We start from the raw sequence: 15,764 nt of genomic DNA on the forward strand, positions 1-15,764 counted from the left end.
TTAAACGTTTCGCTCAATATAGCGAATTATGGTTTTTGCAATGTCTTTTCCCGTTGCTTCTTCTATGCCTTCCAGGCCGGGAGAAGAGTTCACCTCAAGAATTAAAGGTCCGCGGGAACTTTGAAGCATATCTACCCCTGCAACTCCCAGCCCCATTGCTTTTGCCGCTTTGATTGCAGCATTTTCTTCTTCATCGGTAAGTTGGATGATGGAAGCAGTTCCGCCTCTATGTAGATTTGAACGAAATTCTCCTTCCTTACCTTGTCTTTTCATAGCTCCTACCACGTGGCCATCAACAACAAATGCTCTGATATCGGCACCGCCAGCTTCCTTGATAAATTCCTGAACGATCACTCGGGCCTGTAAACCATTAAAGGCTTCAATCACAGATTCGGCAGCGTTCTTTGTTTCTGCCAATACAACACCTAAACCCTGGGTCCCTTCTAATAACTTGATGATCAAAGGCGCACCTCCCACATGGTCGATCACTTCACCTACATCTTTTGAATAGTTGGTAAAAACTGTTTTAGGAAGTCCTAAACGCGCTCTGGAAAGAACCTGCAGACTTCTCAACTTGTCACGGCTTCTCACAAGAGACTGGGACTCTGTTGTCGAAAAAACGCCCATCATTTCAAATTGACGCACAACAGCAGTACCGTAGAAGGTCACAGAAGCTCCAATTCTGGGAATTACTGCATCGGCATCCTCGATATGTCTACCCCTGTAATATATGCTGGGATGTTTTTTCTCAATGATGAGATCACATTTTAGAGGGTCTATTACCTCAATATCGTGGTTCCTTTTTTTAGCTGCCTCAATAAGACGCTGCGTGGAATAAAGGCTGCTGTTCCTGGAAAGGATCTTAATGTTCATTCTTGTTTTTTCTTAAATGAGAGATCGTAATATTCTGTATCCACTACGAACTTCCGAGTTATAAATTTCCGGCCCAAAAGTACGGGAAATCTCATCTCCTGCCTTGCAGAAAGTGAAAGAGAAATTTTTCGGTTCTTTCCAAACAGGGTTATAGTGGTTTGAATTTGATATCGCTTTTGTACAATGCCGTTGCTGCTCTTTACAAAAACAACATCATAGTCTTTAAATCTAAAGGTTCTCCCATTGTATAAAGGATGTTCCTCATCCAGAAAGGTGCATTTAAGGATCCCCTTTTCTTCCACTATATGGTCGCAGTGAATGGAAGAGGTATAAGCACCGGTATCCACCTTTATGGCTATATCTTCCAGGTGCAGATCGGGGAAATCTGCCTTGTCAAATCGGCCGATGGTAATTTTTTCCATAGCTGCAAGGTAATAAAAGCAGAATTCTAAAATCTTAAGTATTTCTGAAAATATCCTTACTGAGTATGAGCAAGTTTGGCTAAAATAGGCTGCGGCATTCTTTTAGTATACATACGATTTTTGAATTTCTAACTTTCGGTTCGATTAATCCGAACACCTGAAGCAAAAAGGAGAAAGCTTGATCATTTTGTCAAGCTGCTTTCATCAAATGACGGTTAAGGTCAGGAGCTTAGGGCACATTCGAATTAATAAAATTTTAACTTTTAATAAGAAGCTCTTTTAGAGCCTCATTCATTAATGTTTTACCTTTGGAGGAATGGAGGAAAACAAGCTGGAACTACAACTAAAAACGCTTCCCGAAAGCCCTGGTGTCTACCAGTATTTCGATAAGAACGGAAGAATTCTTTACGTCGGAAAGGCCAAGAATTTAAAAAAAAGGGTCACATCGTATTTTTCCAAGAACAATGACAGCCATCGCATTCGCGTAATGGTGAAAAAGATCCATGAGATTAGGCACATCGTGGTATCTTCAGAAACAGATGCCCTGCTCCTGGAGAACAACCTTATAAAAAAGCATCAGCCGCGTTTTAATGTGATGCTCAAGGATGACAAGACCTATCCCTGGATATGTATCAAAAATGAGAGATTTCCGAGAGTTTTTCCCACCCGTAGATTAGTCAAAGACGGCAGTGAGTACTACGGTCCCTATACCAGCTTCAAAACCGTAAATACTTTACTTGACCTTATTAAAGGCCTGTACCAGCTGCGTACCTGTAACTACGATCTTTCAGAAGAAAAAATTAGAAACGGCAGGTATAAGGTCTGCCTGGAATATCATCTTGGAAATTGTAAAGGCCCTTGCGAAGCCTACGAGAGCGAAGCAAATTACCAGGAGAAAATAGAAGCCATAAGGCAGATCGTGAAGGGAAATTTCAAAGATTCCCTACTCCAGTTTCGACAGCAGATGAAGGCTCATGCCGAAAAAATGGAATTTGAAGAAGCCCAAAAGATCAAGACAAAAATTGACATTCTTGAAAATTACCAGGCGAAATCCACGGTGGTGAATCCAAAGATCAACAATGTGGATGTCTTTTCCATTGTAAGTGATGAAGGTTATGGATACGTCAATTTTCTGCAGTTATCTCATGGTGCAATTATAAGATCGCATACTATTGAGATGAAAAAGAAACTTGGAGAAAGTGACCAGGAGTTGCTGGAACTTGGAATTACCGAGATAAGGCAACGCTTCAATTCTACCACAAGGGAGATCTATGTGCCGTTTAAGGTCGAGGCGGGGGAAGAAATAAGGGTCACTGTTCCAAAGCTGGGTGATAAAAAACAGATCGTAGAACTTTCAACACGGAATGCAAAATATTTTAGACAGGAGCGCTTTAAGCAAATGAAGATCGTGGATCCAGACAGACATGTGAACAGGATAATGGCACAGATGAAACAGGATCTTCGGCTTAATGAAGAGCCAAGGCATATTGAATGTTTTGATAATTCCAACATTCAGGGTACTAATCCTGTGGCTGCCTGTGTTGTTTTTAAAGATGGAAAGCCAAGTAAAAAGGATTATCGAAAATTCAATATCAAAACTGTAGAGGGGCCAAATGACTTTGCTTCGATGGAGGAGGTGGTGTTTAGAAGGTATCGCCGGCTGCTGGAGGAGGGGGAACCTTTGCCGCATTTGATCATAGTTGATGGAGGCAAGGGCCAGCTATCATCGGGGGTCAAGGCACTCGAAACCTTAGGGCTTCGTGGGAAGATCGCCATTATAGGGATTGCAAAAAGACTGGAAGAGATCTTTTATCCTGGAGATTCCATTCCTTTATATCTGGATAAGAAATCTGAAAGTCTAAAGATCATTCAGCAACTGCGTAATGAAGCCCACAGATTTGGAATTACCTTTCATCGACAAAAGAGAAGCAGTGTAGCACTCAATACAGAGTTGGAGGAGATACCTGGAATTGGGGAAAAAACGGTGGTGGAGTTGCTTAAGAATTTCAGATCTTTAAAAAGAGTTAAGGAAGCATCTTTGGAAAGCTTATCTTCGGTGATAGGGAAATCGAAGGCAAAGGTGATCTTTAACTTCTATCATCAACAGGATGAATAAAAAAATACTCTTCATTTTGCTCTTTTTGACAGGGCTTCTGGGACATGCACAGCAGGATGATCCTAAGGTGGGCCTTGTGCTAAGTGGCGGAGGCGCCAAAGGACTTGCGCATATTGGAGTCCTTAAAGTCCTGGAAGAGGCGGGAGTAAGAGTAGATTATATTGGAGGCACCAGCATGGGTGCTATCATTGGAGCACTTTATTCGGCGGGATATACCGCACATCAGCTGGATAGTATTTTCCAGGAAACCAATTTTAATATTCTCATTCAGGATGACCTGCCCCGAAGTGCAAAGACATTTTATGAAAAAAGAGATTCGGAAAAATACGCCATTACGCTCCCTTTCGATAATTTCAATGTTTCTTTTCCTTCAGCCTTTTCAAGAGGCCAGAATGTATATAATCTCATGTCTAAGCTTACTCTGCATCTCAACGATAAGCAGGATTTCAGCGATTTACCAATTCCATTCTTTGCAGTAGCGACCGATGTTGAAACGGGAGAAGAGGTCATTCTTGACGGGGGTCACCTTCCGCAGGCAATTTCGGCGAGTGCGGCGATCCCCAGTTTGTTTAGTCCGGTGATGATAGATGGCAGAATGTTAACAGATGGTGGTGTGGTGAACAATTACCCGGTCAAAGAGCTTAGAAGACGCGGCGCAGATATCATCATTGGAGTTGATGTGCAGGATACATTGAGAAGGAGAGAGAATTTAAGATCTGTCTTTGAGATCCTGACCCAGATCAGCAACTTTGGTACGATTGCCGACATGACTGAAAAGATCGCCAACACAGATATTTTTATTAAACCAGATATTCGGCCATTCTCGGTGATGTCTTTTGAAAAAGGAGAAGAGATCATGCTGGCAGGGGAAAAAGCAGCATTATCAAAGCTGGAGGAAATAAAAGCTGTTGCTGAAAAGCAAAGAGATACTTTTACGAAAAGAGAACCCATTCCCGCATTTGAATCTCTGTATATTAACGATGTGCGTATTGAAGGAAACACTTCATATCCTAAAGCCTACATACTTGGTAAGCTAAAGCTGAAGTATCCCGCCACTATTCCTTACAAGGATCTTCACGAGGGGCTTAATAACCTTGCTGCCACCCGAAACTTTCACAGAATTAACTACAGGCTTGTTCCATTGCACAAAGGTTATGTTCTGGTGATGGAACTCGAGGAGAATCCCAGCAAGACCTTATTGCGTCTCGGTTTGCATTATGATGAGATCTATCAAAGCGCGGCCCTTGTCAATCTTACCCATAAAAGTCTGCTGGTGACCAATGATGTGACTTCTTTGGATGTTGCGCTGGGTGATAATTTCAGGTATAACTTTAACTATTATCTCGATAAAGGTTACTACTGGAGTTTTGGGATAAGATCCAGGTTCAATAGTTTTAGCCAGGGTGTCTCCTTCGATTTTGCGCAGGAGAATGCGGGATTTGAAGGCGAGGGGATCAATCAACTGGAGATAGATTACGAAGATTTCACTAATCAGATCTATATAGAGACCCTTTTTCAGCAGGTTTTTTCCTTCGGAATGGGACTGGAACATAAAAAGCTCGAAATCACTTCTGAAACCTTAGGGACAACAGAGCCCGATCAGCCTACTACAGGCACCTTTGACAGGAGCAACTACTTCAGCAGCTTCGGATATCTACTTTATGACAGCCGGGACTTCAAGTATTTCCCAACAAAAGGGATCTACTTCGATGGAGATTTCCATTGGTATGTTCATTCATCAGATTTTCAGGAGAACTTTTCTCCTTTTTCTGTAGCAAAAGGGACGGTAGGCTACGTTTTTTCGCCAACTTCAAATATTGCCACGCGATTATCTTCTGAAGCCGGATTCAGGATTGGCAGCCGCAGTAACAACATTTTTGACTTCTTTCTTGGAGGCTATGGGAATGATTTTATTAATAATTTCACTCCCTTTTACGGATATCCTTACATAGGGTTGTCTGGAGATAGTTATATAAAAGGTCTGGTAGAAATAGATTATCAATTCTACCGCAAGAACCATTTTATCTTAAGTGCGAATTATGCCAATGTTCAGAATGAACTCTTTGAAAGAGGGGAATGGTTTACCTGGCCCGATTATTCTGGGTATGCTGTAGGTTACGGGCTGGAGACTTTCCTGGGGCCAATGGAAGTAAAATATTCCATATCTCCTGAACTACGGGAAAGCAACTGGATTTTTAGTATTGGCTTTTGGTTTTAAAGGACCTTTAACTGGTTTTCCCCTAAATTTTACAGATATTTGTAGCAGGTCGTCTCAATTTTGATCACGACTTTATAGTTACGAAAACGTTTTCAAATAAAGTAGTCAAAAATGCCATTTTATCACAAGCTTGGAAAAATTCCCCACAAAAGACATACAGTCTTTAGGAAACCTGATGGCAGCCTCTATTATGAGCAGCTTTTTGGAACAATTGGTTTCGATGGAATGTATTCCAATATGTACCATGAGCAGCGGCCTACACAGGTAAAGGAAATAAAGGGGAGTTATGATGTCACACCAAAGGTGGCAACAGAAAAAAATATTAAATCTTATCGTTTTAAGGGTTTTCAAATAAAACCGCATCCAGATTACCTGAAGAGTCGGAAAGTTGTGCTCACCAACTCTGATGTTGACATTGCACTTGCCGCACCACAGGGTTCAACGAAAGATTACTTTTATAAGAACGCAGATTCAGATGAGTTGCTTTTCATCCACAAAGGAAGCGGTAAACTGCGGACACATTTGGGTAATCTCGACTTCAAATACGGAGATTATTTGATGATTCCCAGGGGAACCATCTATAAACTTGATTTTGACGATGAGGTCAACAGGTTATTTGTTGTCGAGTCAAGAAGACCCATCTACACTCCAAAAAGGTATAGGAATCATTTTGGGCAACTCCTGGAACATTCCCCATTTTGTGAGCGGGACATTCGGCGGCCATATGAACTGGAGACAAATAACGAATCGGGAGAATTCCTCATTAAAATAAAGAAGCAGGGAAAGATCTTTGACATGGTCTACGCTTCTCATCCTTTTGATGTGGTGGGTTATGACGGGTACAATTATCCTTATGCCTTTTCCATTCACGATTTTGAACCCATTACGGGTAGGATCCATCAGCCACCACCGGTACACCAGACTTTCGAGACTGATGCTTTCGTGGTTTGCTCGTTCTGCCCTCGGCTTTATGATTATCATCCAGAAAGTATACCTGCGCCGTACAGCCATAGCAACATTGACAGTGATGAGGTACTCTATTACGTAGATGGTGATTTTATGAGCCGCAATGATATTGAAGCAGGACATATTTCCCTGCACCCTGCGGGAATTCCGCATGGGCCACACCCAGGCGCTGTGGAAAGGAGCATAGGTCAAACCGAAACTGAAGAACTTGCCGTGATGGTAGATACCTTCAGGCCGTTGATGGTGACTGAAGATGCCATGGAAATTGCAGATGAAAAATATCACCAGTCCTGGCTGGATCATTAAAAAACACCGGTCTCAAAAATGCTATTTTTGGGAGGTATTAAAATTATAAATTCCGTCGCACTGCGACTCAAAATATCAAAATATGTCTACAGAAAACACCACTCAATTAAAAAAGACTGTCCCACAGGCCGAAGATTTTCTGCCTTTATTGGGAACAGATTATGTTGAACTATATGTTGGAAATGCAAAGCAGGCAGCATTTTATTATCAACAGGCATGGGGATTCCAGCCGGTTGCTTATTCCGGATTGGAATCTGGAAGCAGGGATCGCGTTTCCTATGTGCTGCAGCAGGGAAAGATAAGACTGGTGCTTACCAGCCCTTTACAACCAGGGGGAGAAATTAATGAGCATATAGAAAAGCACGGGGATGGAGTGAAAGTTGTGGCATTGTGGGTTGATGATGCAAGAAAGAGCTATGAAGAGACGACAAGTAGAGGTGCCAAGTCATATTTCGAGCCCAGGGAAATGAGTGATGAACATGGACATGTGGTTGTTTCGGGGATTCATACTTATGGCGAAACTGTACATGTTTTTGTAGAAAGAAAGAATTATTCCGGACCTTTTCTTCCGGGGTATAAGGAGTATAAGCCAAATTTTCAGGTAAAACAGGTTGGGCTTAAGTATATAGATCACATGGTAGGTAATGTGGGCTGGAACGAAATGAATAAATGGTGCGAATTTTATGCTAAGGTCATGGGGTTTGCACAGCTGGTGTCATTCGATGACAAAGACATTTCGACAGATTATACTGCCTTGATGAGTAAAGTGATGAGCAATGGAAACGGCAGAATAAAATTTCCTATAAACGAACCCGCCGAAGGCAAAAAGAAATCACAGATAGAAGAATATATTGACTTCTATAATGGAGCAGGAGTACAGCATATCGCGGTGGCGACAGATAATATTATCGAAACGGTAACTGCATTGCGTGACAGGGGTGTTGAGTTTCTATATGTGCCAGAAGCTTATTACGACGATGTGTTGGATCGAGTGGGCGAAATTGATGAAGAGCTTGAACCGCTAAAGGAACTTGGAGTCCTCATTGATCGCGATGATGAAGGTTATCTGCTACAGATATTTACCAAACCGGTATTAGACCGGCCTACAATGTTTTTTGAGATCATTCAGCGAAAAGGGGCGCAATCTTTTGGAAAAGGAAACTTTAAAGCCCTTTTTGAAGCAATTGAAAGAGAGCAGAATTTACGAGGAACGCTTTAATTTTTTTAAAACACCACGCTATTTTCAGCTAAACACTTAAATTTATTGGTTTTACCCTCGGGTGTAGTTAAAGTTTATTTTTTTGTTGCTATCAATGGATTTATATAAGACTTTTGCACCGCAATTTTGGAGTGGTTACCAGAATTGAGAAAAAAATTACTTTTTTTCATAATTTAAGTTTTAGTTGGTTAATAAGATTAAAACCCCGTCATTGTTTTGACGGGGTTTTATTGATTTAATACCTTTGGAATGGAAATTGTAATTGTCAGTTCCAAAAGGAGAAAACCTACTTAATATATGAAAAGAATAATTGCAGTTATAGTTTCCCTTATCGCCCTTAATGCTACAGCACAATCCCACCAGGCCTTTGGCGCAGGCGAATGGTTCCGTTTCAGAATTCACTACGGAATGTTCAATGCGAGTTATGCTACATTAGAAGTCAAAGAAACTACCTTTAAGAGCCAGCCTGTTTATCACGTGGTAGGAAAAGGTAAGTCTACCGGGCTACTGCACCTCTTTTTTAAAGTAGATGACAATTATGAAACCTACATGCACAAAAAAACTGGTGCTCCTTTGAGATTTATCAAGCAGATCGACGAAGGCGGCCACACCAGAGATTTGCAGGTGGATTTTGATCACGACTCTGGGAAGGCTTATGTTTTCAACAGGAAATATAATGAGCGCCACAACTATGACATTCCGCAGAATGTACATGATATGCTGTCTTCATTCTATCATATGCGTAATACCTTAGATGTAGAGAATTTAAAAGAAGGCGGGACCTATAATTTAAAGATGTTCCTTGATGATGAGTACCACGATTTCAAGTTAAAGTTTCTTGGGAGGGAGGTAGTAAACACAAAATTGGGTAATATTGCGGCATTGAAATTTCAGCCGTATGTGCTTGCAGGAAGGGTATTTAAAAAACAAGAGAGCCTAACTATTTGGGTGAGTGACGATAAAAATCGCATGCCTCTTAAAATTAAAGCAGATCTTGCTGTGGGATCTTTAAATGCATCTATCGATGCTTTCAAGGGTCTTAAACATCCTCTGAATATTATAATGAAATAGAAAATGGAAGGTATAAAGCCTGAGATTGCCGAAAAGGTTCGCCAGTTGGAAGAGAAATTTAAAAATTCCGGGCAGGATCTCGGCTCCTACCTCGACGGCTTATTATATGATAAATACCTTACCTACTGGGATTACATTCATCTGGACACGCTTCTAAGCCTGCAAAATCCTAAAACGCATTTTCCTGATGAAGAGATCTTTATAGGTTACCACCAAATCACAGAGCTGTATTTTAAGCTGGTGCTGCACGAGCTAAAGCAGTTAACCGAAGCTGAAGAACTTACCTCCGACTTTTTTATTGAAAGAATAAATCGCATCATACGATACTTCAGGATCCAGACGAATTCTTTTGATGTGATGATTAGGGGAATGGAAAGAGAACAATTCTTAAAATTCCGGATGGCTTTATTGCCTGCAAGTGGTTTCCAGTCGGCCCAGTTCAGAATGATCGAAATTTATGCAACACCACTTCAGAATCTTGTACATGCGGCGGTGAGGAAGAATTATATTAGTAATGAAGATCAGGAGGAGCTGTATCAAAACATTTACTGGAAAAAAGGCGGGATCAATTCAGACACCGGAGAGAAAACGTTGACCCTTCGGCAGTTTGAAAAGGAATATGATGAAGTTTTTGTGAGACTGGCGAAAAAGCTTCAGGGAAAAACTATCTGGGATCTATATAAATCCCTTCCGGAGGAAGAAAAAAACAATAATAAATTAATAGAAGCGTTGCGTACTTTGGATACCGCAGTTAATGTGAATTGGTTACTTGTTCATATTGGTGCGGCTCAAAGATACCTGATGGGGAAGAAGAGTGCTGTAAAAGCTACAGGCGGAACCAACTGGAAAGAATTTTTACCGCCTAGTTTCCAGCAAATTACATTTTTTCCTGAACTTTGGAATGAAGAAGAGTTGAAAAACTGGGGAAAGCAATGGGTTGAAGAAATGATAACACAATAAAAACAACAAAGAGTGAAAAAATTTAGTTACCTGCTAATGATGATGATGGCTTTTATAGCCTGTAATGAGCCGCAAGAAAAAAATGAAATAGCCGATAACCTAAAAGTAAAACCGAAACCTGCCATTGTAAAGGAGTTCGGTTTTGTTCTTAATGATTATGAGGTTGTAAGAGACACAATTAAATCTGGTGATAGTTTTGGTCTTATTTTAGGAACTCACGGGGTAGATCCAAACCAGATCTTTGAGATAGTTAACAAGGTTAGGGATACCTTTAATCCCCGGAAAATTATTCTTGGAAAGCCTTACGTGATCTTAAAAGCTAAGGATTCTTCTCAAACACCTAAAATTTTTATTTACGAAAATGATCTTATCAATTACACTGTAGTTGACTTAAGGGATAGTGTTTCAGTTTACACAGCTAAGAAACCAGTAAAAATAACGAAACGCACCGTGGCCGGGGTGATCAATTCGAGTCTTACCGAAGCCATTCAGGAAGAGGGGCTTAGCTACCTTATAGCTCATGAAATGAGCAATATTTATCAATGGAGTATCGATTTTTTCAGGTTACAGCCTGGTGACAGGTTCAAAATCGTATACAATGAAAAATACATTAATGATACGATCTATGCCGGTATCGAAAATATAGAGGCATCGGTTTTCTATCATCAGGAGAAGCCATATTATGCATTTAATTTTATGGTAGATTCCGTATCGGGAGCAAGAGATTATTACGACGAAAAGGCCCGGCCATTGCAAAGCTTTTTTCTGAAGGCACCCCTGGATTTTTTCAGGATTTCCTCTCGTTTCAGTCCTAACCGTTTCCATCCTGTACAAAAGCGATGGAAGGCTCACAAGGGTACAGATTATGCTGCGGCACATGGAACGCCTATAAAAAGTACAGCAAATGGAGTGGTAATTGCCTCCTCTTATACAGCGGGGAATGGTAATTATGTAAAGATCAAGCACAATGACACCTATACAACCCAGTATTTACATATGTCTCAACGTCTTGTGAAGCAGGGACAAAGAGTAAAACAGGGAGATATCATTGGAAAAGTAGGAAGTACAGGACTTGCAACCGGACCTCACGTTTGCTACCGTTTCTGGAAAAACGGAGTACAGGTGGATCCATTTAGGCAAAACCTCCCTTCGGCTGAACCTATAGAAGACAAATACATTGAAACATATTTTACTGCTATTGAGCCTTTAAAAAATGAACTGGGGCAAATAGAATTTAAAGAACCGATATAGGAATGACCAACGTTGATCCAACCAAGACAGAAGCCTGGAAGAAATTAGAAGCGCATTATGCGCAGATAAAGGGAATAGACCTAAAAGAGGAATTCAAAAAAGATCCGGCGCGGGCAGAAGCACTAACTCTTTTGTGGGATGACTTCTATGTAGACTATTCTAAAAATCTCATTACAAATGAAACCAAAGCTTTGCTTGTTGACCTTGCAAAAGAGGCGAAATTAGAAGAAGCTATAAATGCCCTTTTTGGAGGGAGTAAAATAAACAGAACTGAAGGCCGTGCGGTACTTCACACAGCTTTGAGGGCACAGAGGGAAAACTCTGTAGAAGTTGATGGCGAAAACGTAATGCCCGAAGTTTTTGAGGTTAAGGAAAAGATCAAGAACTTCTGCTACTCGGTCATTACAGGCGCGAAAAAAGGATTTACAGGAAAGGCATTTACAGATGTTGTGAATATTGGCATTGGAGGTTCCGATCTTGGTCCCGTGATGGTAACAGAAGCTTTGGAATTCTACAAGAATCACCTTAAGCTCCATTTTGTCTCCAACGTAGACGGAGATCACGTTCAGGAAGTCATAAAAGATCTAAATCCTGAAACCACACTTTTTGTTGTGGTTTCAAAGTCCTTTTCAACACAGGAGACACTTTCTAATTCAACTACTATTAGAAAATGGTTTACTTCAAAGGCACCGGCAGATGCTGTTGCTAAGCATTTTGTTGCGGTATCCAGTAATGTAAAAGCTGTAGAGGAATTTGGAATAGAGGCAGAAAATATTTTTCCCATGTGGGATTGGGTTGGCGGCCGTTTCTCCCTTTGGAGCGCGGTAGGATTGTCTATTAGCCTTTCCATTGGATTTAACAACTTTGAAGCCTTACTTGAAGGGGCACGTGAAATGGATGTGCATTTCAAAGAGACAGCCTTTGAAAAAAATATACCGGTACAACTGGCGCTTTTAACTATTTGGTATAATAATTTCTTTAAGGCCGAGACGCAGGCAGTAATTCCATACACCCAGTACCTGCATAGGTTTCCTGCATATTTGCAACAGGCGATCATGGAGAGTAATGGGAAAGGAGTAGACAGGAATGGAAAAAATATTTCTTACCAGACAGGTAATATTGTTTGGGGAGAACCAGGTACGAATTCCCAGCATGCTTTCTTCCAGTTAATTCACCAGGGAACCAAGCTGATTCCTGCCGATTTTATTGGGTTCAAGAGATCCCTTCACAAGGAGAAAGATCATCACAATAAATTGATGGCCAACTTCTTTGCTCAAACGGAAGCTTTGCTGCAGGGGAAAAATGCTGCTGAAGTTTCTCAGGAACTGAAAGGAAAGGGAATGGCTGCGAGTGAAATTGAAGAATTGTTGCCATTTAAGATCTTTAAAGGAAATAATCCAACTACCACAATCCTTATAGATTCTCTTACCCCGAAAAGTTTAGGAAAGCTAATTGCGCTGTACGAACATCAGATATTTGTACAGGGAATTATTTGGAACATATATAGTTATGATCAATGGGGGGTAGAATTAGGAAAGCAATTAGCGACCAATATCCTTAATGAAATCGAAGGAAATGACGTGGGAAAACACGATTCTTCGACTTCGAAAATGTTAAAATTTTATCTTGAAGATTGACAGCAGTTTAGCCATTTTAGACAGGTTAGCGGCAACCCCTTGTATTTCAAGGGGTTGTTTTATTTTTGTGGTGTTGAAAAGCTCTTCCCTTTTGTGAAAAACTCTTAACCTTAAGTTAAAGGATATGTTTAAAGAAAGTTGTTCTTTTGCAACAACTTTTAAAACACAAACTAACAAATTACACAATGAGGAAATTTTTAGCATTAGCGTTTTTCTTAACGTCAGCTACTATTTTTGCACAAGGAGTTGTTACCGGAACGGTAATTGATTCTGACATGGATGCTCCTCTTCCCGGCGCAAACGTGAGGGTTGAAGGTAGTACGCAAGGAACAGTTACCGATTTTGGTGGGCTTTTTAATCTTGAGGTAGATAAAGCGAGTGGCTTTCTTGAGATTAGTTATGTAGGTTTCGAAACCAAGAGAGTGCCTTTTACAGTGGCAAATGGTCAAACTGTAGATCTAGGTCGTATCCTTCTTGCTCCAGATGCAGATGCGCTGGAAGAAGTGATTGTAACTACTTACTCTATAGCTATAGATCGTAAGACTCCGGTGGCAGTTTCCACTATTAGAGCAGAGGCTATTGAGACTCAGCTTGGAAACCAGGAATTCCCTGAAATCCTTAAATCTACTCCTGGGGTGTATGCTACCAAAGGAGGTGGAGGTTTTGGAGATTCAGAAATTCGCTTAAGAGGTTTTGAATCTGAGAACATCGCTGTTTTAATTAACGGTATCCCTGTGAATGATATGGAAAACGGTCGTGTTTACTGGTCTAACTGGGCTGGTCTTTCAGACGTTACTCGTTTTATGCAGGTTCAGAGAGGTCTTGGGGCTTCAAAAGTTGCAGTGCCTTCTATTGGAGGAACTATTAACATTGTTACAAGAACTACTGATGCTGAAGAAGGCGGTAGTGCTTTCTATTCTTTAGGTAACGATGGATATCAAAAAATATCTGCTACTGTGTCTACTGGAAAAATGGACAACGGTTGGGCAGCTACAGTTTCTGGAGCAAGAACAACTGGAGATGGATACGTAGACGGAACAGAATTCAGCGGATTTTCTTACTTCGTGAACATTGCGAAGGATTTTAACGAAGATCACCAGTTGTCTTTCACAGCTTTTGGAGCACAACAAAGACATGGACAGCGTCAAAACGCTTTACCAATGGAGATCTACAGAATTAGTGAAAGAGGAACACGTTTCAACCAGGACTGGGGTTACAGAAATGGGGAAGTTCTTCATGTAGAGGACAACTTCTACCACAAGCCTCAAATGTCTTTAAACCACTACTGGGATATTTCTGAAGACACTCAACTTTCTACTTCTGCTTACGCATCCTTTGGATCTGGAGGTGGTGGTGGATTTACCGGTGTAAATAAATTTGGTCTTGGTACTGCTCAGAATCCTTCTCCTTACCGTGATGGATATCTTCAGCCAATCAACTTTGATCTTATCGTTGAAGAGAATGTTGCGCGTGGCGCACTAGGTTCTGAAACTTATTTAAGAGCTTCAAGAAATGATCACCAGTGGTACGGAGTTCTTTCTACTTTGTCTTCACAAATACTTCCTAATGTTGAATTTACAGGAGGTCTTGATTTTAGATATTACCAGGGAGAGCACTTTACAGAAGTGACAGATCTTTTGGGAGGTGCATATGTACTTGATACAAGCAATGATAATAACCCATTAAATGCCGCAGGTGTTGGCGATAAAATTCTTTATCACGATATAGGAACAGTTCTTTGGGAAGGTCTTTTTGCGCAGGCAGAATATGACAAAAACAACTTCTCAGCCTTTGTTACACTTGCTGCTTCTAATACATCATACAAGAGAAAGGATTTCTTCAATTATTTAGATTCAGATCCAGCACAGGAGACAGATTATCAGCATTTCTTCGGATATAGCGGAAAAGGTGGAGCTAACTACAACCTTGATAGCAATAACAACATCTTTGCTAACATAGGTTACTTCGAAAAAGCTCCTTTTTCTAACGCCGTTTTCCTTAACTTTAGAAATGATATCAATACTGGAGCAGAGAACCAGAAGATCTTTAGTGCAGAGCTAGGTTACGGTTACCGAAGTGCAAACTTTAGAGCAGACCTTAACGTTTACCGCACAGCATGGAATGATAAAACTCTAGTACAGAGATTCCAGAATCCAGATAATACAACTGGTTCTGCTAACATTCTTGGTCTTAATGCACTTCACCAGGGGGTAGAGCTTGAATTCAGCTACCGTCCAATTGAGAACCTTACCCTAACAGGTATGGCTTCTGTTGGAGACTGGACATGGAAAAATGATATTACAGATGTTGCAATTTATGATGAGGAGCAAAATCTTGTGAGAACTATAAATCTGTATGTGGCCGATCTTAAAGTAGGAGGTTCTGCTCAAACTACTTTCGCTGCAGGTGCAGATTATGAAGTATGGGAAGGAACAAAAGTTCGCGTTGACTGGAACTACTATGATGATCTTTATGCAGAATTTGACCCGGAAACTCGTAGCACGAGAGAACTAGGACAGTCTTGGGAATTACCTGAATATGGCCTTGTTGATTTTGGGGTAACTCACAAATTTGATATTGGAGATCTTGAGGCAATGTTGATTGGAAACGTTAACAACGTACTTGATACAGAATATATTTCTATTGCACGTGGCGGACTTAACGACGGAGTGTTCTACGGTTTCGGAAGAACCTTCAACGTGGGTGCAAAAATTAATTTCTAAAA

General features: G+C 40.8%; 11 protein-coding genes. 9 read left to right on the forward strand and 2 right to left on the reverse strand.

Annotation, left to right across the window (positions count from 1 at the left end):
- A complete protein-coding gene (gene rimK, locus HC175_RS08140; RefSeq protein ID WP_168137997.1) occupies positions 1–873 on the reverse strand; it encodes a 30S ribosomal protein S6--L-glutamate ligase in 873 nt (290 codons plus the stop codon).
- Positions 870–1,295: an ATP-dependent zinc protease family protein gene (locus HC175_RS08145; RefSeq protein ID WP_168137998.1), complete on the reverse strand. Its 426-nt coding sequence runs from the start codon at positions 1,293–1,295 to the stop codon at positions 870–872. Before HC175_RS08145 ends, rimK begins: the two co-directional genes overlap by 4 nt.
- A 316-nt stretch (positions 1,296–1,611) precedes the next feature.
- Between HC175_RS08145 and uvrC the strand changes: the two genes are divergently transcribed.
- The 9 genes from uvrC (at position 1,612) to HC175_RS08190 (ending at position 15,762) form a co-directional block, all read left to right on the forward strand.
- A complete protein-coding gene (gene uvrC / locus HC175_RS08150; RefSeq protein WP_168137999.1) occupies positions 1,612–3,411 on the forward strand; it encodes an excinuclease ABC subunit UvrC in 1,800 nt (599 codons plus the stop codon).
- Complete coding sequence (locus HC175_RS08155; protein WP_168138000.1) at positions 3,404–5,629, forward strand: patatin-like phospholipase family protein; 2,226 nt, start codon at positions 3,404–3,406, stop codon at positions 5,627–5,629. The genes uvrC and HC175_RS08155 overlap by 8 nt, the downstream gene beginning before the upstream one ends.
- Positions 5,630–5,740: 111 nt before the next feature.
- Entirely contained in the window at positions 5,741–6,901 is a 1,161-nt protein-coding gene (locus tag HC175_RS08160) for a homogentisate 1,2-dioxygenase (RefSeq protein WP_168138001.1), read from the forward strand.
- An 82-nt stretch (positions 6,902–6,983) separates the two neighbouring features.
- The gene (gene hppD / locus HC175_RS08165; RefSeq protein ID WP_168138002.1) at positions 6,984–8,120 is read left to right on the forward strand and encodes a 4-hydroxyphenylpyruvate dioxygenase; all 1,137 of its coding nucleotides are present in this window, start codon (positions 6,984–6,986) and stop codon (positions 8,118–8,120) included.
- Positions 8,121–8,417: 297 nt separating this feature from the next.
- Positions 8,418–9,191 carry a DUF3108 domain-containing protein gene (locus HC175_RS08170; RefSeq protein ID WP_168138003.1) on the forward strand — a complete coding sequence of 258 codons (774 nt, stop codon included), beginning with the start codon at positions 8,418–8,420 and terminating at the stop codon, positions 9,189–9,191.
- Between the two features lie 3 nt (positions 9,192–9,194).
- Positions 9,195–10,151, forward strand: a complete 957-nt coding sequence (locus HC175_RS08175) for a tryptophan 2,3-dioxygenase family protein (protein WP_168138004.1) — start codon at positions 9,195–9,197, stop codon at positions 10,149–10,151.
- Positions 10,152–10,163: 12 nt separating this feature from the next.
- Positions 10,164–11,402 (forward strand): peptidoglycan DD-metalloendopeptidase family protein, encoded by a 1,239-nt coding sequence (locus HC175_RS08180; protein WP_438865920.1) that lies wholly within the window; start codon positions 10,164–10,166, stop codon positions 11,400–11,402.
- A gap of 2 nt (positions 11,403–11,404) precedes the next feature.
- Positions 11,405–13,039 carry a glucose-6-phosphate isomerase gene (gene pgi / locus HC175_RS08185; RefSeq protein ID WP_168138005.1) on the forward strand — a complete coding sequence of 545 codons (1,635 nt, stop codon included), beginning with the start codon at positions 11,405–11,407 and terminating at the stop codon, positions 13,037–13,039.
- Between the two features lie 185 nt (positions 13,040–13,224).
- The gene (locus HC175_RS08190) at positions 13,225–15,762 is read left to right on the forward strand and encodes a TonB-dependent receptor (protein WP_168138006.1); all 2,538 of its coding nucleotides are present in this window, start codon (positions 13,225–13,227) and stop codon (positions 15,760–15,762) included.
- Positions 15,763–15,764 lie beyond the last annotated feature (2 nt).

It is taken from the genome of Salinimicrobium oceani (genome assembly GCF_012037645.1).

Bases quoted from the DNA above. Each gene is read 5' to 3' on its own strand.
- rimK (WP_168137997.1), bottom strand. From the start codon at position 873: ATGAACATTAAGATCCTTTCCAGGAACAGCAGCCTTTATTCCACGCAG.
- HC175_RS08145 (WP_168137998.1), bottom strand. From the start codon at position 1,295: ATGGAAAAAATTACCATCGGCCGATTTGACAAGGCAGATTTCCCCGAT.
- uvrC (WP_168137999.1), top strand. From the start codon at position 1,612: ATGGAGGAAAACAAGCTGGAACTACAACTAAAAACGCTTCCCGAAAGC.
- HC175_RS08155 (WP_168138000.1), top strand. From the start codon at position 3,404: ATGAATAAAAAAATACTCTTCATTTTGCTCTTTTTGACAGGGCTTCTG.
- HC175_RS08160 (WP_168138001.1), top strand. From the start codon at position 5,741: ATGCCATTTTATCACAAGCTTGGAAAAATTCCCCACAAAAGACATACA.
- hppD (WP_168138002.1), top strand. From the start codon at position 6,984: ATGTCTACAGAAAACACCACTCAATTAAAAAAGACTGTCCCACAGGCC.
- HC175_RS08170 (WP_168138003.1), top strand. From the start codon at position 8,418: ATGAAAAGAATAATTGCAGTTATAGTTTCCCTTATCGCCCTTAATGCT.
- HC175_RS08175 (WP_168138004.1), top strand. From the start codon at position 9,195: ATGGAAGGTATAAAGCCTGAGATTGCCGAAAAGGTTCGCCAGTTGGAA.
- pgi (WP_168138005.1), top strand. From the start codon at position 11,405: ATGACCAACGTTGATCCAACCAAGACAGAAGCCTGGAAGAAATTAGAA.
- HC175_RS08190 (WP_168138006.1), top strand. From the start codon at position 13,225: ATGAGGAAATTTTTAGCATTAGCGTTTTTCTTAACGTCAGCTACTATT.